Raw genomic sequence first — 20,595 nt, forward strand, 5'->3', positions numbered from 1 at the left:
CCTAATAGCACTCCTTCACCAGTATTATCTGGAAAATAAGTCTTGAACAAGATATTTCAATAAAGATTGTTAGTGAGATGTTTCCTTTTTACTGTCGCTACTGAAAATGTGTCTCGTGAATTGTTCTCATCAATTCTTTATGCGCAAAAAGCCTTCAGAACCGCTGTGCAAGCGGAACTGAAGGCTTTTCCATCAAATAATGGTGACAGCAGCTTATTGTACTAACTCAATTAAAAGATATCTTTTTTTGTGTCAATCTAGCAACTTTTTAAATTTAACAACAATCTCTTCTACCACCCATTTTCTACTTTTTAATGTGCAGTTTTACAGAAAAACACATCTTCATTTTCAATGTAATATATGCTCTTGATATTGTTTTTATTTCAATGAAAAAAGACAGCCGTTGCTACGGGCTACCTCTTTCTATTAATGTTTCTGAACTTTATCCATTAGCAGGAATACTAATGATGGCAGCCTTCTTCTCAGCCCTTTTGCAATGCAAAGTCAACTGCACACTCCGCATGAATTCTTGCTGTATCATATAATGGGACACTGCAATTATCTTGCGATATAAGCAGTGTTATTTCTGTACACCCAAGAATAATAGCTTCTGCTCCCTGCTCGCTAAGTCGATTAATGATCTTTACATAAGATTCCCTGGATTGTTCATTTATAATTCCAAGGCAAAGCTCTTCATAGATGATGTCGTGTATCATTTTTCGTTCTGACTCATTCGGAATAATGACATCAATCCCAAACTTTTCACTTAGTCTTCCCTTGTAAAATGGCTGTTCCATTGTAAAAGCCGTACCAAGCAAAGCAACCTTCTTGATTCCATCTTTAATTATTTCATTTGCTGTTGCATCTGCGATATGAAGCAGTGGGATGGATACTGCATCCTCTACTTCTTTGGCCATTTTGTGCATCGTATTCGTACATATAATAATGAACTCTGCTCCAGCTAACTCTAGTTTTTGTGCACAATCAATCATGATCGCTGTTGCTTCGCCCCACTTCCCCTGCTCCTGAAGAGTCTTGATTTCTTCGAAATCTACGGAATACATGATACTTTTTGCAGAATGAAGTTTCCCTAACTTTTCTTTTACCTTTTGATTAATGGTTTGGTAATAGAGCACAGATGACTCCCAGCTCATGCCGCCTATCAGACCCATTGTCTTCACGGTGAAGCACCTTCTACTTTGTCCTCTACAGCATCATAACTCATGATTGTCTGACAGCGGCTAGAGAACATCTGTGAGGATTTTTCCGCCAATTGTATAAACTCTTGTATACCTCTGGTTTCAGTGTTAATTTCGCCATTGGAAACATTCCTGAATATAATATCGTTATGCAAAAACTTAACCATTCCCGCTACATCAAATGAATTATAAGCAGCAACATAATGATTAATAATTGCTTTATCCTCTTCTCGAACCATGATCATTGTCACCTCACTTTTTAGCCTTACACCCATAGCTCATYTCGAATAACATCTTTTTTGTTTACAGCCATATATGACTTTAGAATCAAAATCGTGGTTAGTTAAAATACGTTCATAGTCAGCAGGATCGAGCTTACTTAGGTCGTCTACAAATGCAACAGCTGCTGCTTTACTATCTTTCTGATTAGGGTCGCCGCCGATGGCAAAACCCGAAGGGCCCTGATACGCTGTAAACAACCACTTGTTGTTTGCATGATCGTTAGCCTCAAATAAATACGAATAAGCATTTTCATCATCATCCGTCTCAATTAAAGGCGTACCGAATAACGTCATCAATTTACCACGATACATAGCTAATTCTTCACCGTTTGTGCTTATGTGCATGATTTGTGAAATTAGATTAAGCCTATTTTTCTCTKTAATAAGTGTATAGTCTAAATCACTATATTCCTTAGCTTTAGCAGCGCTGCCATCATCAATGGCTGCTGTTCGCCAGTTGTGTATAATTTTCATAAAATTCTTCGTACCTGGAGTGACATAATAACTTGCTTCTGGCAGCTTATCTTTTTTTCTTTCCAATGTAATAACTAAATTTCGTTTACGTGAAGGACCATTATATTTGCCCACATATTGAAAAGTGGTTGAAGAGTCGAGACACCATAACTTACAATCCTGACGAACGATATCCATTGCATCGTTAATCTCTCTCTGACTAGCCTGATCACGACCATTTACAAAATAGAAAATAAGCATCATTAACAATACAGCTAATAATATAGTCAGCAGCCTTCTAGACATATTCATTTTCTAAAATGGAATATTGATAGGAATCATGCCATTTCTCGTTATGGCGCATATGCTCCCTAATATGTCCTTCATATTTCATTCCTATTTTTTGCAGCACTTTAGCCGATCCAATATTATCTGGGCGACAAGTAGCAAATATGCGATGAAGACTGAGCTCGCGGAATCCAAATTCAAGCAAGGCAGCCGCAGCCTCTGATGCGAAGCCGCTTCCCCAATAGTTATGATTAAAGCAATAACCAAGCTCTCCTTGTGAAGGTTTGATGATGTGAATTCCACAACCGCCGATCAACTGATTGTTCTCTTTCATGACCACTGCGAGTTCATAACCAAGTCGAGGCTGTTGCTTTTGCATATCGGCTATCATATTCATATAATTTTGTGTATCCTCTTTCGAGTTTGGTCCCCATAACATGTACTTCACTACGACCGGATTCGATGCATACACATGTATATCTTCGAAATCATTGGTTACAAAATCTCTTAAAATTAACCGTTCCGTCTCAATGATCACAATCAGCAACCCCCTCGGTTATTTAATTTTTAGTATATTTTACTATGAAATTCCTTTAAACTCTACTATCTTCCTGTTCTTTCGTTCGATCAGCCTGATTCTTATTGCTCCCAATTCTCCAACCATTGCTGGACATAATTCACGAATCGCCTTGCGGAAGGCGATGCATTTTTCATGGATTGGACGGCAATTCCGAGTGAACGGTAGCTGCGCTCCTCGAGTTCCATCACGCACACCTTATGGTCGCGCCCTTGAAGAACAAGCTCAGGCAGGATACTGACGCCAAGCCCATTCTCCACCATGGCAATAATCGCAAAATCATCCCCTAACGAAAACTTAATATTGGGTTTAATCGATGCGTGATCTAGAACCCGCCGGACATCATAATCAGAACCTTCGCTCGAAATGATGAACGGTTCATTTTCGAGTTTGGCTAATGGCAAATAGGACAGCTCACTTAAAGGATGATCCAGCGGTAAAATAGCCAGCATTCGGTCCTTCTTTAGAGGAATAACCTCAAATGTGCCGCGAGTTGGAATAGATATGAAGCCACAGTCAATTTGACCTTCTTCAATCCAGCTTTCTATTTCCTGATAGTCGCCCTCCATCAGCTTAATTTCAATAGTCGGATACTCTTTTTGAAACTGCTTAATCATGCCAGGAAGCCAATGAACCGATACACTGGTGAAGGTGCCTATACGGATTGTACCTGCCTCCAAACCATGAATCGATGACACGACCTGCTTCAATTGTTCGTTCCAGTTTAATATTTCACGAATTGGCTTTAGCATCTGCTCTCCATTTGCCGTTAATTTTATCCCCGACCGTCCTCGGAGCAGGAGGGCAAAACCCAATTCTATTTCCAAACTTTTAATCATATGACTTACGCCCGATTGCGTGAATCCTAGCAGATCAGCAGCTTTTGTCAGACTCCCTTGTTCAACTACTTTCATGAAAACTTCGTATTTATTAATACTCATCGATAGCCCGCCTTTAACATGAGGTTTACTAATGTATATCATAACAAACATTCAATATACTTGTTAATCCTTCCTTAGTATACTGTGTTAGTACTTGGTATCCACCCGGTTCGATTACTAACACTTGCTAAACAAAGGATGGTACAGATTGAAACCGCTGAAAGCCGATTTTCTTATTTTAATGATTACGTTATGTTGGGGTTCATCCTACATTTTTATGAAGCTGGGACTGAATTCGATTGAAGAATTTAATTTGATTGCTCTTCGCTGCGGGTTTGCGTTCCTTTTATCGGCCGCCCTCTTTCACAAAAGCTTGCGTCAAACCGACCTGAAGACGTTAAAATATGCAGCTTTGCTTGGATTATTATTATTTGGTGTATTTACAGGCATTATGTTTGGTCTAAAAACGACCACAACTTCTAACGCCGGATTTTTAATTAGCTTAACCGTTATATTTGTCCCTTTAATTTATGTCACCGTGTTCAAGAAAAAACTTAAGCTTAGCCTCGTCATTGGGGTTTGCCTTGCTATTATAGGTATTGGATTTCTTACATTAAACAGCGAGCTGCGAATATATCCGGGAGATTTCTTATGTATGATGGGGGCCCTATTGTATGCCATACATATTCTAATTACCGATTCTGCGGCGAAAACAACGAATACGTTGAACTTAGGCATTTTACAATTGGGATTCGCAGGCGCTTATGGCTTGTTCTTCTCTTTCCTATTCGAAACGCCCAAACTTCCTAATACATCAGAAGGATGGGTAGCCGTACTCGTATTAAGTATCGTGTGCAGTGCATTTGGCTATGTGGTTCAGCCTTTAGCTCAGAAATATACGACTCCTATCCGAACCGGGCTTATTTTTTCGCTCGAACCGCTGTTTGCTGCTTTGTTCGGGTTTGTGTTCATCAATGAAATATTGCCATTCAAAGGTTATATCGGCGCAGCGCTTGTATTACTCGGTGTTCTCGTATCCGGATGGCACGGTAGCAATAAGAAACAGAAGCAGTTAGCTGTTTCATGAGAAAAAGGCAGCCAATTACGCTTGGCTGCCCTTTTTCTTTATAGCATTAATTGACATTGTGCAGTGCGTCGAGTGCAGCTTGTTTATCTTTTAGAAAGAAAACCTGCTTGCCTTTATTGCATTCATAAATAAAATCCTTCAAGCTTTTGCTTTCATAACCATCAAAATCTCCAACGATTGCGATTTTAACGTGATAATTCGTGTACTTCTGCAAAATCTCCCCGGCAAGCTTTGTTTTTAAATCAAAAAATTCCTCTGTTATATTCGCTTTATAGATCAATAGTTTATGGCAGCCATCTGTATAATTTACAGTTGCCATCAAGTCTAGTGCCCCTTGCACGTCGCTTACTACAATTTCTGTGCTCTCTATAATCGCAACTTTGGAATTCCCCTTCTGATCAATTTCTATTTCCATCATTACTCCACCTTTCGCTAATATTCCATACTCTAACACAAACCTTCCATCTGATAAATAAAAGGACAGAAAAACGCAAAAAAAGCCCGTATTTCACAAATCTATAATCGATAAAAAATGGTAAATTTGAAGCAAACAATAGGACGAGAAAAGGAGGTAATTTGAGAAGCAGCTATAGAGCAATACTTCCCTACTTTGCATGATAAGAATGAGAAATCAGGAGGCTTAACGATGAAAAGAGTACTAGGAATACTTTTGGCTATGTTTGTTTTTGCAAGCACGATTGTTATACCCGCAAATGCTCGTGCTGCTGATGCAGCTGTGGACGGTCACGGATTGCTGGGCGAGTTTTTTAAATGTGAAAAGAACCCTAACAATCGTGAAGATATTACTATTTTTAATTTTAATGATTTTCGAGGAGAAAGAGCGGTCTCCAATCTAAACGGCGACTCTTTTGCAAGCATCTTCAATCAGCTCTCAGGAACACCCGATTTTAATACAGCACGTTTTACAGGTACAATCGTTCCAAAATATTCAGAAGACTACACCTTCCATATGGTTGGTGATGATGGTTTCAGACTATGGGTTAATGGAGCATTGGTCATTGACTTCTGGCAGCAGGCATGGGAAAAACCACAAGTTAGCACCTCCATTCCATTGGAAGCAGGCAAGCATTACGATATTAAAGTTGAATACTTGCAAGGCTGGGGAGGCACTTGGCTTAAGATGGAATGGGAAAGCGCTAGTCAAAGCAGAGAGGTCGTGCCTGAATCAGCACTTTATTTGCCTACAGATCGTGTACTCACGACTAAGAAAGCTGATTTGACCGCAGAAATTCAAAAGGTAGATTACTTAACAGAAAACTTTGCAGACAAAGTAGCAGAAAGAGTAGTAAACAACTTAAACGCTGCTAAAATAAATGCGACAGAGCTTCTTGCCACTATTGATGACAAAGAAATTAGTGATTTAGATAAGGTTGGTTTGCTCGATGATGCCATCAAGAGCGTATCGATTGCCCGTTCTGACTTTATGAAAGAGATGGGAGTTACAAGCTCCTCCGTATCTGATAAATTTAACAACCCGCTGTATCAAGGACAGGACCCCTTTGTAACGTACAAAGATGGTTTTTATTACTTTGTTTCTTCAAGCAATTTAGACTCCAACAATAAAGTTTATGTATCTAAGTCTCGTACCCTGTTAGACCAAGGCGAAAAGATTATGGTATTCGATTCCCAAGGAACACAAACTCGGATTTTTGCACCTGAACTATTCTTCTTTGATGGCAAATGGTATATCTATTATTGCGCTGACTTAAAAGAGTTTGACTACAAGCATATGGCAACGGTTTTGGAATCTGTGACGGACGACCCGCAAGGAGCGTACGTAGATAAAGGCGCCATTTATGCAGGTGAAAACGGCGTTTATAAACAAGCCAATGATTTCACGGTCTTCAACTACAAAGGACAATTGTATGCGGTTTGGGGCACTTTAGGCTCCGGCGAACCTATTGGCCCGGCAATTGCGCCAATGGATAACCCCTATACAATTACAGCAGACCGCTCCTTCCTGCCAGGCGGCGGAGGTGAAGGCCCTCGTGTATTGCAAAAGGATGGGAAAGTGTTTATTACTATGTCCGAAGGTGATTATGCATCAAATGGCTATCGTTTATCTTATTTTATGAATACCGATGGCGATTTTTTGAACCCGGATTCTTGGACGCGCACAAATGATGTTTTCGTTGCTACAGATGATGTATCCGGCCCTGCCAGAGCAGGTTTTGTCAAATCGGCAGATGGCAAGGAAGATTGGATGATTTATCATTCGCGCGTATATCAAGATACTGGGCGCAACTGGTGGCGTCAGGTCAATATTCAAAAATTTGATTGGAATGCAGATGGAACACCTCATTTCGGTATACCTGTATCGCCATATGAATGGCAGGACTTGCCTTCTGGTGATTTAGGACTCGGAGAAATGTATCAAGCTGAAGATGCTATTCTTTATGGTGATATTACGAAAGGCAACAGTCATGCAAATTATCAAGGAACGGGTTATATTAACCTGCCCAAAAAAGCTGGTGCAGAAGCTAGTTTTGTAGTGAATGCGGCTGAAGATGGTGATTACATCGTGGGTGTTAGATACGCTTATGGTGTGCAAGTCGATGGTGAATCCACAAATAATCCTACGACACAGTTGCCGGCAAGAGCAAACATTAATGTATATGTAAATGGCATACAAGTAAAAACGATTGGCCCAGATAAAACGGCGATCAGCTGGGATGAATGGTTTACCGCTTCTGAGCGTTTACGCTTAAAGGCCGGCAAAAATGTGATCAGCTATCGTATTGATAATGGTTCGATTGGCAATGTGAATTTGGACTTTTTGACGATGTATAAGGCCGACGTTCCTAACCTCAATCCCCCTGCTGAAAACGAATTAACGGGGACACTCACAGGTGCTTCTCAAATATCATTAGGTAAAAGCTTCGAAGTAAATTACGGGTTAACGCATGTGTCGACTAAATCGGAGGATGCCATTTATGCTCAGGATCTCACATTTGATTATGATGCCGACAAGCTCGCATTTGTTTCGGCGGAGTCCATAAAGAATGGTCTTATCGTTATTGATTCTAAAACGGACGTCCCCGGACAAATTCGGATTTTGCTTGCTAGTCAAGGTGCAGACCATGCTGTCATCGCCGATGGAGAATTGCTTAAATTAAACTGGAAAGCGATTAAAGAGTCACCTAATACGAGTATTACACTCTCGCAAGCGAAGCTTGCCAATTCAGCAGGCGTGGAGACGACACTTGCTCATGTCACGCATAATGTTAAAATCACGAACACGAATGAGCTGAACAAAGAAGCATTGAACGCCTTAATTGCACAATCAGAGGCAGCCATTCAAGCAGCTGTAGAAGGCAATTCGCCAGGACAATACCCTGTTGGTTCCAAAGCCGCTTTGCAAGCAGCGATTAATGCAGCCAAAGCAGCAGCCGATAAAGCTGTAAACCAAGCGGAAATTGATCAAGCGGTTACCGCTTTGAATCAAGCACTGCAAGCATTTAAAAACGCAGTCCATGTCCCAACATCAGGAGACACAAATTCAGACGGAAAAGTGACCGTTGGTGATCTCGGCATTGCAGCAGCCAGCTATGGCAAAAATTCATCTAGCCCTGATTGGAATGCGGTCAAAAAAGCGGATATCAACCATGATGGCATTATCGATATTGTTGATCTAGCCTTTATTGCAAAAACGATTGTACAATAAAGTTATCAAATCAATCATCAATTCAAAAAGCCTCCTGCCAGTAAAATTACTTTACTGATCGGAGGCTTTTTTTCATATTGCTTCTTACCCTTCCACCACGTCCGCACCCAAGTCGCTCGCAACCTCAATCATCTTAGGGATCACGGCTTCATTCGTTCCGGACACATATATATCTCCCTGATAATGCCTGAACGGGATTGTGCTATCGCCATAGCTCCACATAAAAAAATCACCGTCAATAGACATCGTGGTTTCCCCTTTTACAGTGAAAACGGATGTATACGAAAAATCAGGTTTGGCAGCAAAATAACTTTTGCACTCTTCCAAAGATATGTTTTGCTCCAAATGGTTCTGCTCTTGCATTGTCCTTGTAATTCTATAGCGTTGACTCATAAAGTTACCTCCACTATTGTTCTTATGCTGATCAGCCAGTTAGTCCAGCAACATTAACCTTACACTCTTGCTACCAGATATTCAACCAATTCCGCCATATTAACGCTACAAACCATTGCGGAATTGTCTAGGCGTCATACTCATGTGTTTGCGAAAAATCCGATTGAAGAAGCTGACATCTTGAAATCCGGAACTATATGCGACATGTACAACCTTGTTGCGATGATCCTTCAACAATTCGCAAGCATGCCTGATTTGAAGGGAATGCTTGTAGTCCATGAGGCTCATGCCTGTCGCTTTCTTAAATTTTGCCGTGAAGGACGATACGCTCATGCCGCAGGTTTGGGATAGCTGATTCAACGATAACGGCTGTCGATAATTTTGTTCTACGAAATGCAAAATAGAACTCATCCATTCCTCTTTCGGCAGCGGACTATTATTATTGTTCTCGTTGTTATCCTGATAACGACTTAACAATACCAAACACTCGATCCAATTTGTTTTTATGACGAGCTGATAACCTACCGGCTTTTCATAAAACTCCTTATGAATTTTTTGGAGAAGAAATTCCAATTGCCCCCGCTGATGCTCGTTCAATGATATATACGGTACAAAAGAGGCGTTTTTCCTTAGAAAAGGAGCGAGATAGAAGAAATTAATGAAGGCGGGTAGTTGCAGCAGGACGCCCAATTCCTTCTGAAGCAGTTGCTTCTCAAATAGGAGATTATATACGATGGTTTCTTCTCCATCGGTGTTAAAGTAGCCATGATAGGTTTGTGGCTCGATGACGAATACATCACCGGTTGCAAGCGGATACCGTTGATCGGCCATTTCATGCAGCGCTCCGCCCTTAACCACATACACAAGCTCAACAAAATCATGTGTATGCGCAGGAATGACCTCACCTTTTTTAATTTGATAGCGCTGTATAAAAAAAGGAAACTCTCTGTCCTCGAAAAATGCATTTCCATTTAGAATAGACATTTCAAGTCCATCCTCCTTAGCAGATCGTCCTACTTTTTTTGTAGATCATCCAAGAATTCGAACGGCTCCCTGTCATAAAGTAAACCTAAGAACTTTATATAAAAGGGAGAATGGTTATGTTGAATGATAAGAGGGTTTTGACTGAAAAGCAAATCATTTTTTATCGGGAAAACGGTTTTGTTCAAGTGGATAATGTACTTTCCGAGGACGAGCTGCAAGAACTGAGGACGTATTTGGAAGAAGCAATGAGTGATACTACAGGGCGTTCCATTCAGACGGACCAAGCTGGCGGCTCTTACTTCAAAGTGCTGAATCAGCGTGTAAACACATGGAGAGATCATGGCGGGATGGCCCGGTTCGTGTTAGGCAATCGTTTTGCAGATATGGGCAAGCAGCTTACTGGATTTGAAGGAATCCGTTTATTTCATGATCATGCCCTCTTGAAGATGCCGAATGATTCCAAGCCAACGCCTTGGCATCAAGATTGGCCATATTGGCCGATGCAGGAAAGCGGAGCATTCTCTATTTGGATCGCGCTGGATGATGTGGATGAGAATAACGGCTGTATGATGTTTGTTCCAAAATCGCAAAAAATAAAAAATTTAAAAAGCATCGACTTAGTTGCTCCTAGTGATATATTTGCCGATGCAGGAGCTCAAGACGTGGATAGAAACACTGCAGTAGTCGTGCGTATGAAAGCCGGAAGCTGTACCTTTCATGACGGGTTGACGTTCCATTATGCGAATGCTAATCATACCGATAAACCGCGACGCGCGCTGGCCATTATTTTCATGCCGGATGGCACAATATTTAGCGGAAAGCCGCACAGCTGTACAGAAGGATTGGGTCTAGCAGCTGGAGGCCGCATACAAGGCGGATTGTTCCCGAAACTAGCATAAAAGATAAATATCAAACAACTTATCAATAATGTTACGTTAATCACAGTTATCACAAAAAAAAAGCCGCATTCAATGCGGCTTTTAACTAGTTCACTTCTGTTTTCCGTCCACGAATTTCAGACTTTTCAGCTAATACATTTGAGTTTTGACTTAATACAATGTTGTCCCCATCAAATAAAATGTGGACATAAATAGAGAAAGGCGTTTCAATTAACCTCAAGGTTAGCTGAAGCGTGTTTTCCTGCTCCCAGGCAAAGCTGCCAACGAAGCGTTGATATTCTCCCTGAAAGAGAGGCGTCGTTCCCTCTACCCAGGCACCTCGACCAAGCATAATCGTATATTCAATATCCTCCTTGCTCAGAAGGAGGACGGCTTTATTAGCCTCGAAGGATATAGAAATGTTTTTCCAAAGCGGTTCGTTTTGTTCGAGCGTATATTCAATGCCGTCAATGATGGCTTCCAATGGTGAATCCGGCGGCAGCTGCGGCAGCGGTAGCGATAGCTGCTGCAATTCATCCGCAAGCTTCGAATGTGCTTCCTGATTTGCAGGAAGTGACGATGATTCCATTGCTGGGAGCAAGTGATCCCAGACCACATCCAGAATACCTTGCAAATCATTTGTACCGCTTGTCATTGCCAGCACCGCATTCTGCTCGGGCATCACGATACAAAATTGACCGAATGCACCGTCACCGCGGTACACTCCGTGCCGACATCGCCAGAACTGGTAGCCATAACCTTGCGCCCAGTCGCTCACTCCACCGTCTCCATTGGAGATTTGTGCTGACGTCGCTTCATCAACCCAATCCTCCTGTAGCAGACGCTGTTCATTCCATACGCCTTTCTGCAAATATAGCTGGCCAAACTTAGCAATATCCTCCGTGGTGATGTTTAGCCCCCAGCCGCCAACATGGATTCCCCGAGGACAAGATTCCCATGTCGCCCCTTCAATGCCAAGCGGTTCAAACAACCGCGGCTGCAAATATGCAAGCAGCGTTTGACCAGTCACCTTCTGCAGTATGGCTGCCAGCATATATGTAGCTCCGCTGTTATAGACAAAATGTGTACCCGGTGCATGCTCAACAGGAGCATCCAGAAACGCCTTGACCCAATTTCCATCTTCACACTGCTGCAGCTTACTTGTTGTGTCCTGATCATGCCCTGTTCCCATCATCAGCAAATGACGGATTTCCATTGCAGCTAAATTAGAATTCACCTCAGCTGGAACATCTTCCGGAAAGAACGATACAACCGCATCGTTTAACGACAATTTCCCTTCTGCAGCAGCGAGACCCATGGCAGTTGAGGTAAAGCTCTTGCTAAGCGAGAACAGCATATGAGGAATATCTGATGCATAAGGTTTCCACCATCCCTCTGCTACTACCTGTCCATGTCTAAGCAGCATAAGACTATGCAGTTCCAGCTTTTTTTCTTTTACAGTATTTAAAAAGGCAATTACAGCAGCGGAGGGTATTCCTTGCGCTTCCGGCTGACTTCTGGGTAAATGAAGAGTAGTCCGTTCCATCATTTCATTCCTCCTTTATACTACTAACTTACTGCAACTTCAGAGGACTGGCAAGCATTTTTGTTAGCGCTATCATAGATGTCTCGTTGAACTATCATTTCCTTGAATACTCTACTTGCTAGCTGTGTTTATTTACTCACATGCAGCAAAGCGCCAATGGCACCTGAATACTCCCCATTTTCGAGAAATATGGGATTTGCCCCTCTAAGCCTCGTATAGCTTTGTACCACTTCTTTAAGAAATTCATTTCGAATAAACGACGAACCGATGAATACGACAGAGGATACGCCGCATTGTCCAGCCGCAAGAACACTAACGGTCGCCACCGTTTCCCCTACCATTCCAATGACAGAAGCTAGTAGTTCTTCTTGTTCCAAATCTGCTTTCGATACCATGGGGTCAACATTCCCGAAGTTGCTGGCTGTTAAATCTCCCGGTATAGGGGGCACTGTCCCCTTATAAATTTGGCTTACCTTCAAATCTATACGATCTCGTATACCTTTAGCTGCTAAAGGTACAATGCTGTCATAGTCAGTTAACCCTGTAAGCAGCTGTGATAGCCCCATCATGGTGCCGCCGCCGACCCCGGTACCGCCGACACGCTGCTGCTCGCTTTTGTCTATGTGGTGAATCGAAGTTCCGGTGCCAACATTTGTTAATATGTATGACTCCTCCGTTATTCCACACGTAGCAAGAAGATGTCGCACACCACTCGATGTTGCTTCAAATTCAACGATTTGTTCAGCTTGTTGACTAAATAACGATCTCAAAAAAGTAGCTTTACCGCCTGTCGTGCAGATCTTAATGTTATCTAATCCGTTTATCCAAGATGCCACTTGCTCCAATTCAGCAATAGGAAACTTTTCAAATTCGAGCAGGTTATTTTTCATATAGGCTACTTTGATAAGTGTGCCGCCAGCATCAATTCCAATATTCATCTTGATTTGTCATCTCTTTTCTCCCATTACCATGCTTTGTTCGTGCAATCATACACTCGTGCTGAGCATGGCTGGAATATTTATTTCTTTCACACAGGAAGCCCTTGAGAGATTCATCACACATTTGACCAAGGATACAATATCCTGAAGGGGGATCTGTGTCCCATTATAAGCCGATAAAACCTTCTCTATTCCATCTTCATATGGGATCTGAGTTGCAATTTCGCCTGGGTTTATACAGGTTACACCTATTCCGTACTTCTTCACATGCTCCCGCAAAGAATTGCTAATTCCACGCAATCCGAATTTCGAGGCTACGAATGAAATTTGTGTACTGTCATTATTTTCGAGACCTGATGTAGATCCGATGAAGAAAATTTTTGCGTTGTTTGATTTTTTTAAATTCGGCAGCAGCTTCTGGATGCAAGTAATTGCGGATGTTATATTTACATTTATAATATTAACGATTTCGTTAGGGTCATCATTCTCAAAATCGTAGTCATCCATAAATCCTTTGCTTTCCCATATCCCAACATTATATATGAATACGTCTATGACGACATCATGTAATCTACTCGCAATTCTATCGCTTGCTTCATTCAACGCTAGATCAGCTTCAATCCAATAGCGATGAACACCGTCGYTAAGTCCCAAACCATTCGGACAGCTTCTGGAAAATATCCATACGTTGTCTCCCGCTTCCGGCAATCCTTTAACGAATGCTTCACCGAGTCCTTTACTCGCTCCAAAAATAATAAAGTTTTTCATATGATCCTCCCATGGTTTTATTTCATTATCACTATTATATTCGTATACTTTATATATAATAATGTTTAATTAATGAGAAAATCAAGTCTATAAGAGTAGACGGTGCGTTCTACAAGACCATGATCCTTTTCCAGCTCGGCCACCCTCTATTTGTAATCAACTAAAAACAAGCAACAGCTCCTTATCATCATTCGATAGGAGCTATTGCTTTTTATTAACGTAGTAAAAATAATATTTATGGAGCTTTTTCCTCTACGACTCTCCAGCCTCGTTTTTTCAACCATTCCCTGCACAGTAATGTCCACATTCCAACACTTGCATCGTTCTCGGCTAATCCCATTCCGTGCGGACCACTCTCGAACATATGCATTTCACACGGAACATGGTTCCGATACAAAGCTTGTGCGAAGAGAAGGCTGTTCTCCACCGAAACGGCCTCATCGTCTGCCGTATGCCACAAAAAGGCAGGCGGAGTATCCGCGGTGACTTGCAGCTCATTGGATAAGTCGTGTCTCTGCTCCTCCGAAGGAAATTCTCCTAGCAAATTTATCATTGAATGATGATGACGGAACTCACCAAAACTGATAACGGGATAACATAAGATTAGCAAGTCGGGGCGACTGCTTTCCCTCTCAATTGGATCAAGATCCACCATACGCCCTCTGTCGTAATGTGTTCCAACTGTGGACACAAGATGACCTCCTGCGGAAAAACCTATCACACCTACTCGTTCCGCATCAATATTCCAGTCTTTTGCATGATGACGCACATATCGAATGGCACGTTGAGCGTCAAGCATTGGAACAGGATATTTATAGGGCGCGAACCGATACTTCAGCACGAATGCAGAAATGCCTATACTGTTAAACCAGTGGGCGATCGGCTCACCTTCATGATCTGCCAGCATGCCATAGGCACCGCCTGGACATACAATAATAGCTGCTGTAGGAACAGCACTTTGAACCAAATAAGGAGTTAATGTTGGGTCTCCTTGCGGTTCTCCACTAATAATATGCGGTGCACCTTTTGGCCAAATCACAATCGGAGTTGTCAATGTATACCCTCCAAGCTGTTTTGGTTATGTTTTAGCAGCTAGATTAAATAATTGATCGAATCATATGGGCTGCTGGAGCCTTTGAATCCACAAGAGATACCGTTTCTTCTCCGGCAGTTTGAGGCACATTCAGCAAAACGATTGGAATTAGACCCTTCGTAGGCCGTCCAGCCGATGTGATCTCGACGATCAGATCATACCGCGGCTCCTTTAATGCATTAGGCGTCAACTCGAAGAAAAGCTCATTATAGCCTACATTGCAGTGATACTGCTCAAGCGGTACGCTAATATTCGGTCCTGGAGACACGGTCCAACCCTCCGGCAAATGCCATTTGACGTTTAACCACTGCTGTATAAACAGCTGGTTGTCCAAGACAAGGCGGAACCGTTTTGGCTGAGCCTCCGATACAAAGGGTTCATTCCGATAATCCAAATAGACCGAAAAGATTTGAAAGTCGTAATGGACCATAAATGGGCTTTGCTTGAACAAATCGGAGGTTTCACGATAAACCCAGCAGTTTACTCTTTTCGGATGATTATATAAATCCTTATCCTCTTTAGTCTCGATCGTATAACCGCGTTCCGCATTTACATAGTCACAATACTCGCTTCCAAGAAAAATCGGTGTCAGCTTTAAGATCCGATCCGTAAGTTCCGTCACCGTCTTCGGGATCTTTAAGCCTTGATCTCCCAGATTGATGCATAAGGTTTTGATCTCGTCCCCAATAGGCTCCAGCCATTCCGACGGCACACGCTCAGGCTCGCCAATAATCCCCATAATGGCGCCAAGTGTTGCCGCTGTACAATCGGTATCTTCACCGCAATTATTCGCGATACAAATGCTTTTGCCAAAGTCGCCTTCTCCGTAAAGCCAGCCGATGATTGTAATTCCAACGTTGCTTGGCGCATCCCAGCCCATGTCCCCGACAGGAACTTCATCCGTCAACAGCTCCGGAGTCATCCCGATAATACCGAAGCTGCCAGGAAGCTCAGTCAGCACACGAATTCGAGCTTCCTGCCAGCTCATACCCGAACGATAACATTCTATAACCGTCCGAACCGCTTTTGCAGATCCGCAATCATCTGGAAGATATGAAAGTCCGATGTCGATTAACTTATACGTATCGCTCTCTACGAAAGCGGCGCTTTGGATGGCTGCGAAGAACACTTCCGCATAGACACCCTCGTGACTGTGATCGACAACCGCATCTTCAAAAGCATATTTCACAGCGATATCCGGATGGCCGGGTGCGAGACATGCCCATATCTCCGAGCGAATAAAAGCCCCATTGCTGTCACGGAATTTATTGTTTACATAACCGGATAACGGCGGCACGATTCCCATCCGCATATTGTTTTTCCCTGCACCGTATTCGGCCCAGTTAGGAACGATATAAGACAGCCAATATTCGCCCAAAATTCGTGAATTAATCATTTTCCCGTGTTTCTCTGCTGCATTTAACCACACCAATTGCAAATCCAAATCATCGTTAGGAAGAACTCCTTGCGTCAGATCATGGGTGTAATAAGTGACACCCAGCACCCCGCGTTTGCATTCAAATGGCGCTCCGAGCGTCCCTCCGACGTTTTTCCCGATCCAACATCCGCGCACTTTGTTCTTATACTGGTCTAATGAAATTTTCATCGTTGCACCTCTTATTCTCATAGTGGTTACATCAATGAGTTTATCAACGAAACAGTACGAGAAACATCGACATTGTTAAGGTTTAAAAATAAATAATGTTAAAAAAAACCGTTCCATTTCATCGATTCTATCGGTTCAGATTCGTATGTTCGCAGTGTTGTCAGAGGTACCATAATCTCCTATAATTAATTGATCATATTTAATAGGTACGGGAGGGATTTCATGTCTTTTTTTACGATGTCAAGGCTCGCGAGCCTTGATGTGAGATGGGCTGGCATACAACAGGGCAATGATAACCTCTATATGATGGAGCATTCCAATCCTTTTTTTGAACTGATGGTCGTTGCCGAAGGGCCCATTTACCTGCAAGTGGAATCCGAACAGCTGGAGCTGAACTCCGGAGATATCTTCATTTTAAAACCGTGGGAGCGGCATTACAGCTGGAAAAAAACGAACCCCAAAGCGAATTTCTTCTGGGTTCAATTTTCCTGCACGCCTTCTCTGAAGGAAGTCGGAGACTTGGCATCTGGCATCGATTATTCGCTGCTGGAGCATCAGGATTTACGTACCTTTGAATATGAGCATGTCGATGAATTGATCCTGCCTAGGTATTTTCAATCCCCTCGTCCCTACGAGCTTCTTTCCCAATTCGAAAAGCTGCTGGAGACCTTCTCTAAGCCAGAAGTATATTTTCGTTTCCGCTCAACGCTGCAATTTGCGCAAATTTTGGAATCCATTGCTTTGTCCATTTTAGTCGAATCCAAAAATCAGCGTTACATACCCGAATCATTTGTTGTTTATCGGAAATTGGTTCGTCTATTAGATGAAGCATACACCGACAACCTGTCAAAAGAAGAAATAGAACGCAGCATGGATCGTACGTATGAATATTTGTGTCAAATCTTTAAGAAATATTCAGGTACAAACATCATCAAATATACGAACATGCTAAAAATTCAAAAAGCAAAGTTTTTATTAAAAAGCACAAATCGATCGGTACAAGAAATCTCTCAAGATGTCGGAATCTCGGACACCTTTTATTTCAGTAAATTATTTAAACAATATGAGAAAATCAGCCCTACCGCTTTCCGTGAACGCATGCATCCTTCCTGATAGCAAACACAAAAAAACCTGCCCATAACAGGCAGGTTAGCAGCTTATTTTCCGTTTTTTTGATGCTATTTAAATTTTATATCCGAATACTTCCCCTTGATTTCGATAAACTGTTTCATGTTAGTAGAAGACAATACCGTATTGTTTATTTTAAAACGGTTAAATACGATCCCGCTCACATTATGGCTGTCGTCAACGCCGCTAATAAGAGATTTTCGTGGAAGCTTGCCGCGGTAGATAATGTTGTTAAAGGAGACGTTGCTCACAGAACCAGGCGCAATTCCAGCAGCCATCTCATCTGTCTTGATTTGAAAAAACATAGAGTCCCCCGGAGCTTCGAACTCATCGATATACATATTTTTAAAGGCAATATTGCTTATCTTGTTCCCTCCTGTTGCCCAAATTTGAATCGCACCATTATATTTATTCAGATCCCATACGCCTCGTTGATTCAAAATATAGATATTCTCAAAGTTAACCTTATCGATCGTCGCATTTGGCGTATCTCCCAAGCCTAGCAAAATAGGACGGGCATTATCTGCCCAGAATATAGAATCCTTCACCGTTATATTTGAACTCTCACCATAATGATAAATGACAAAATTATCGTCCGTCGTTCTTATGAATACGCCTGAAACCTGCGCATTTTTGCTGCCTGAGAGGTGAATGCCATCAGCATTAACCATCGAACCGAAAAAATTTATGTTTTTGATCGACGTTTGATCCGTAAAGTTCATAACGACTGACCACATCGGATAATCGATCAGTGTAATGCCTTCTACCTTTGAATTAGTGCTTCTCGTAATCCATATCGCCCCGCTTCGTCCCTCAGCGTAATTTCTAGGCCGCAAAAGATCACCACCGTACATGATACCTCGGCCTTTAATTGTAATGTTGCTCAGATCATCTGCAGAAATTGACCCTTTGACAAGCGAGCCTGGTGCCAAATAAACAGTCGTATCGCTCTGACTGATATAAAACGCTTCTCCTGCATGCCAATTGCCATAACCGGTAGACGACATATAATGAGTAGAATCATTGCCGTCAGTCATATTGGAGTAACTGGGGAATGCCCCATTTACCGCTTTGCCCTTTGCAATATTTGTCGAATCGCCTCCCTTTTTATAAAGCTTAAATTCGCTTGCCAATGATGTCATTACATAATGACTTGATCCGGTATTACCTAGTAGGACAAGCTTTACATATCTCGCGTTCACATTACTCAATAAATCGGTGACTGTTCCTTCCTTGTTATTCTCATACCCATCGTATACTTTTACATACGGGTCGTCTTTTCTCTCCTTGGCCTCAATCACAAATCGTTGGGGTCCTTTTGCAAACCACTGGGAGTTGGTTAGCTGCTGCACCAAATCAAATTTTTCCAGTTGAACGGTTTCCTCGAGATCAAGCTCAACCCACATCCCTTTTGGCAGCTCGTGCTCGCCCGGCTTAAAATAATACGTATCTTTGCCCGTTGGCAAATAAAGCGGGATCGGGTCGCCAGGATTTATAACATAAACGTTTGCGGCATTCTGTAAAGGTGCATCGTTCTCAGGCATGTTTGAAAGGATATGCAAATTGCCCTCACTCCAGCTGCCATTCACCATAATAGTGGGCTTTAATGGAGCTTTGCTATTTTGCGTGAGTGAAAAGTTTAATGTTTTCTCTTCTGTTTTTTTAGCATGGATTCCATAAGCCGAAGGGCGTATTTCATAATTTTTGATTTTTTCCTTGTTATACGTTACCTTAAACTCTGCTGTACCTGAAAAGTCTACGTTAACCATGGCTGCATCCGTTGGCACATCTTGCTCCTTCTGCTCGCCGTTTTTTACGTTATAAACATATAGCTCATTCCACGTTTTCTGGCCGCTCTCTCTTATCCAAACCGAAAAACTATTGTTTTTTTGCTGCCAAGCAGGTGTATCCCAAGTAACGATTTTTGAAGTGCTCTGCTTATTTTCCTGATTCACAGCATGCGCCTCCCCAACATTCAAAAAAGTTGCTATTAAAAAGAGCACAAGCAACAGCTTCATCTTCATCACAAACCATTCCTCCCGATATGAAGTCATGATAATTCTTGAATCTATCCTTTCACGCTGCCAAGTACAATGCCTTTCATGAAATACTTTTGCAAAAAAGGATAGAGAACAAGCACAGGCAGTGCTGCAAGAAAAATTTGCGAGGCTTTGGTCGTACGGTCGGATACCTCAGCAAGCGCCTTCATATCTTCCGCTGTCAGGTTTCCCCCTGCCGTAAATAATTCCGTGCTTACAACAAGTGTCTGCAGATACGTCTGCAACGGATAATTCATAGGCGAGTTCATATAGATCAGTCCATCGAACCAAGAATTCCACTGTCCTACACATGTAAACAACAGAATTGTCGCAAGTGCAGGAATCGATATCGGAACCATCATTTTCCAAAGCAGCTGCCAATGGGTACATCCGTCAACAAGTGCAGCCTCTTGAATTTCTTTCGGTGTACCGCGAAAGAAATTCAGCAGCAGCACGATGTTGAACACCGCCACGGCGCCTGGAAGTACAAGTGCCCAGATCGTATCAAGCATATGGTAATTTCTAATGACCATGTAGGTTGGGATTAATCCCCCGCTAAACAAAATGGTTACAAAGAAGAACCACACATAGAAGGTTCGCATCGGAAACTCCGTCCGTTCCTTCGACAACGGATACGCGGAAATAACAACCACCAACAAACTAATGATCGTTCCGAGAACAACCCGCACAATAGAAACAAAAAGCGACTGTAAAAACTCCGGTTTGGACAGTGCGTACTTGTAGGAGCTCAGCGTAAAATCAACTGGCCAC

At 42.3% G+C, this 20,595-nt stretch carries 19 protein-coding genes; 4 read left to right on the forward strand and 15 right to left on the reverse strand.

The window, feature by feature from the left end; genetic code table 11:
- Positions 1-482: 482 nt before the first annotated feature.
- From AB4Z17_RS22745 to AB4Z17_RS22765, 5 genes are all read right to left on the reverse strand, one after another.
- Positions 483-1,181, reverse strand: coding sequence for an aspartate/glutamate racemase family protein (locus tag AB4Z17_RS22745; RefSeq protein WP_441962224.1), 699 nt, complete (start codon positions 1,179-1,181; stop codon positions 483-485).
- Positions 1,178-1,438, reverse strand: coding sequence for a hypothetical protein (locus AB4Z17_RS22750; protein WP_441962225.1), 261 nt, complete (start codon positions 1,436-1,438; stop codon positions 1,178-1,180). Before AB4Z17_RS22750 ends, AB4Z17_RS22745 begins: the two co-directional genes overlap by 4 nt.
- Before the next feature lie 39 nt (positions 1,439-1,477).
- Positions 1,478-2,197: a hypothetical protein gene (locus tag AB4Z17_RS22755; protein ID WP_441962226.1), complete on the reverse strand. Its 720-nt coding sequence runs from the start codon at positions 2,195-2,197 to the stop codon at positions 1,478-1,480.
- A 34-nt stretch (positions 2,198-2,231) separates the two neighbouring features.
- Entirely contained in the window at positions 2,232-2,759 is a 528-nt protein-coding gene (locus tag AB4Z17_RS22760; protein WP_441911787.1) for a GNAT family N-acetyltransferase, read from the reverse strand.
- A gap of 101 nt (positions 2,760-2,860) precedes the next feature.
- Positions 2,861-3,739, reverse strand: a complete 879-nt coding sequence (locus AB4Z17_RS22765; RefSeq protein WP_339208447.1) for a LysR family transcriptional regulator — start codon at positions 3,737-3,739, stop codon at positions 2,861-2,863.
- A 148-nt stretch (positions 3,740-3,887) separates the two neighbouring features.
- Between AB4Z17_RS22765 and AB4Z17_RS22770 the strand changes: the two genes are divergently transcribed.
- Positions 3,888-4,766 (forward strand): DMT family transporter, encoded by an 879-nt coding sequence (locus AB4Z17_RS22770; protein ID WP_441911789.1) that lies wholly within the window; start codon positions 3,888-3,890, stop codon positions 4,764-4,766.
- Positions 4,767-4,812: 46 nt separating this feature from the next.
- Here AB4Z17_RS22770 and AB4Z17_RS22775 read toward each other — a convergent pair whose 3' ends face one another.
- Positions 4,813-5,181 carry a DUF4180 domain-containing protein gene (locus tag AB4Z17_RS22775; RefSeq protein ID WP_441881955.1) on the reverse strand — a complete coding sequence of 123 codons (369 nt, stop codon included), beginning with the start codon at positions 5,179-5,181 and terminating at the stop codon, positions 4,813-4,815.
- Between the two features lie 231 nt (positions 5,182-5,412).
- On the opposite strand from AB4Z17_RS22775, the gene AB4Z17_RS22780 reads away from it, so the two are divergent.
- Positions 5,413-8,451, forward strand: a complete 3,039-nt coding sequence (locus tag AB4Z17_RS22780; protein ID WP_441962228.1) for a family 43 glycosylhydrolase — start codon at positions 5,413-5,415, stop codon at positions 8,449-8,451.
- 84 nt (positions 8,452-8,535) lie between these two features.
- Here the strand turns inward: AB4Z17_RS22780 and AB4Z17_RS22785 are convergent, their stop codons facing one another.
- Both AB4Z17_RS22785 and AB4Z17_RS22790 read right to left on the reverse strand, forming a co-directional pair.
- A complete protein-coding gene (locus AB4Z17_RS22785; protein ID WP_441962229.1) occupies positions 8,536-8,844 on the reverse strand; it encodes a hypothetical protein in 309 nt (102 codons plus the stop codon).
- A 105-nt stretch (positions 8,845-8,949) separates the two neighbouring features.
- Positions 8,950-9,828, reverse strand: coding sequence for an AraC family transcriptional regulator (locus tag AB4Z17_RS22790; RefSeq protein WP_441962231.1), 879 nt, complete (start codon positions 9,826-9,828; stop codon positions 8,950-8,952).
- A gap of 116 nt (positions 9,829-9,944) precedes the next feature.
- Here AB4Z17_RS22790 and AB4Z17_RS22795 point away from each other — a divergent pair, with 116 nt between their 5' ends.
- Positions 9,945-10,727 (forward strand): phytanoyl-CoA dioxygenase family protein, encoded by a 783-nt coding sequence (locus AB4Z17_RS22795; protein WP_441962232.1) that lies wholly within the window; start codon positions 9,945-9,947, stop codon positions 10,725-10,727.
- Positions 10,728-10,812: 85 nt separating this feature from the next.
- Here AB4Z17_RS22795 and AB4Z17_RS22800 read toward each other — a convergent pair whose 3' ends face one another.
- The 5 genes from AB4Z17_RS22800 to AB4Z17_RS22820 all read right to left on the reverse strand — a co-directional run bounded on the left by AB4Z17_RS22800 (position 10,813) and on the right by AB4Z17_RS22820 (position 16,657).
- Positions 10,813-12,255 carry a serine hydrolase domain-containing protein gene (locus tag AB4Z17_RS22800; protein ID WP_441962234.1) on the reverse strand — a complete coding sequence of 481 codons (1,443 nt, stop codon included), beginning with the start codon at positions 12,253-12,255 and terminating at the stop codon, positions 10,813-10,815.
- Positions 12,256-12,380: 125 nt separating this feature from the next.
- Positions 12,381-13,190, reverse strand: coding sequence for a type II pantothenate kinase (gene coaW, locus AB4Z17_RS22805; protein ID WP_441962236.1), 810 nt, complete (start codon positions 13,188-13,190; stop codon positions 12,381-12,383).
- Positions 13,191-13,238: 48 nt separating this feature from the next.
- Entirely contained in the window at positions 13,239-13,958 is a 720-nt protein-coding gene (locus AB4Z17_RS22810; RefSeq protein WP_441962238.1) for an SDR family NAD(P)-dependent oxidoreductase, read from the reverse strand.
- Positions 13,959-14,193: 235 nt separating this feature from the next.
- The gene (locus AB4Z17_RS22815; RefSeq protein WP_441962240.1) at positions 14,194-15,012 is read right to left on the reverse strand and encodes an alpha/beta hydrolase; all 819 of its coding nucleotides are present in this window, start codon (positions 15,010-15,012) and stop codon (positions 14,194-14,196) included.
- A 43-nt stretch (positions 15,013-15,055) separates the two neighbouring features.
- Positions 15,056-16,657, reverse strand: coding sequence for an ADP-ribosylglycohydrolase family protein (locus tag AB4Z17_RS22820; protein WP_441962242.1), 1,602 nt, complete (start codon positions 16,655-16,657; stop codon positions 15,056-15,058).
- A gap of 222 nt (positions 16,658-16,879) precedes the next feature.
- Between AB4Z17_RS22820 and AB4Z17_RS22825 the strand changes: the two genes are divergently transcribed.
- The gene (locus AB4Z17_RS22825) at positions 16,880-17,770 is read left to right on the forward strand and encodes an AraC family transcriptional regulator (protein WP_441962244.1); all 891 of its coding nucleotides are present in this window, start codon (positions 16,880-16,882) and stop codon (positions 17,768-17,770) included.
- A gap of 65 nt (positions 17,771-17,835) precedes the next feature.
- Here AB4Z17_RS22825 and AB4Z17_RS22830 read toward each other — a convergent pair whose 3' ends face one another.
- The gene (locus AB4Z17_RS22830; RefSeq protein WP_441962247.1) at positions 17,836-19,809 is read right to left on the reverse strand and encodes a glycosyl hydrolase family 28 protein; all 1,974 of its coding nucleotides are present in this window, start codon (positions 19,807-19,809) and stop codon (positions 17,836-17,838) included.
- A 44-nt stretch (positions 19,810-19,853) separates the two neighbouring features.
- The coding region (locus AB4Z17_RS22835; RefSeq protein WP_441962246.1) for a carbohydrate ABC transporter permease at positions 19,854-20,595 on the reverse strand (742 nt) is incomplete at its 5' end.

It is taken from the genome of Paenibacillus sp. TAF43_2 (genome assembly GCF_052113545.1).
Taxonomy (GTDB): Bacteria; Bacillota; Bacilli; order Paenibacillales; family Paenibacillaceae; genus Pristimantibacillus.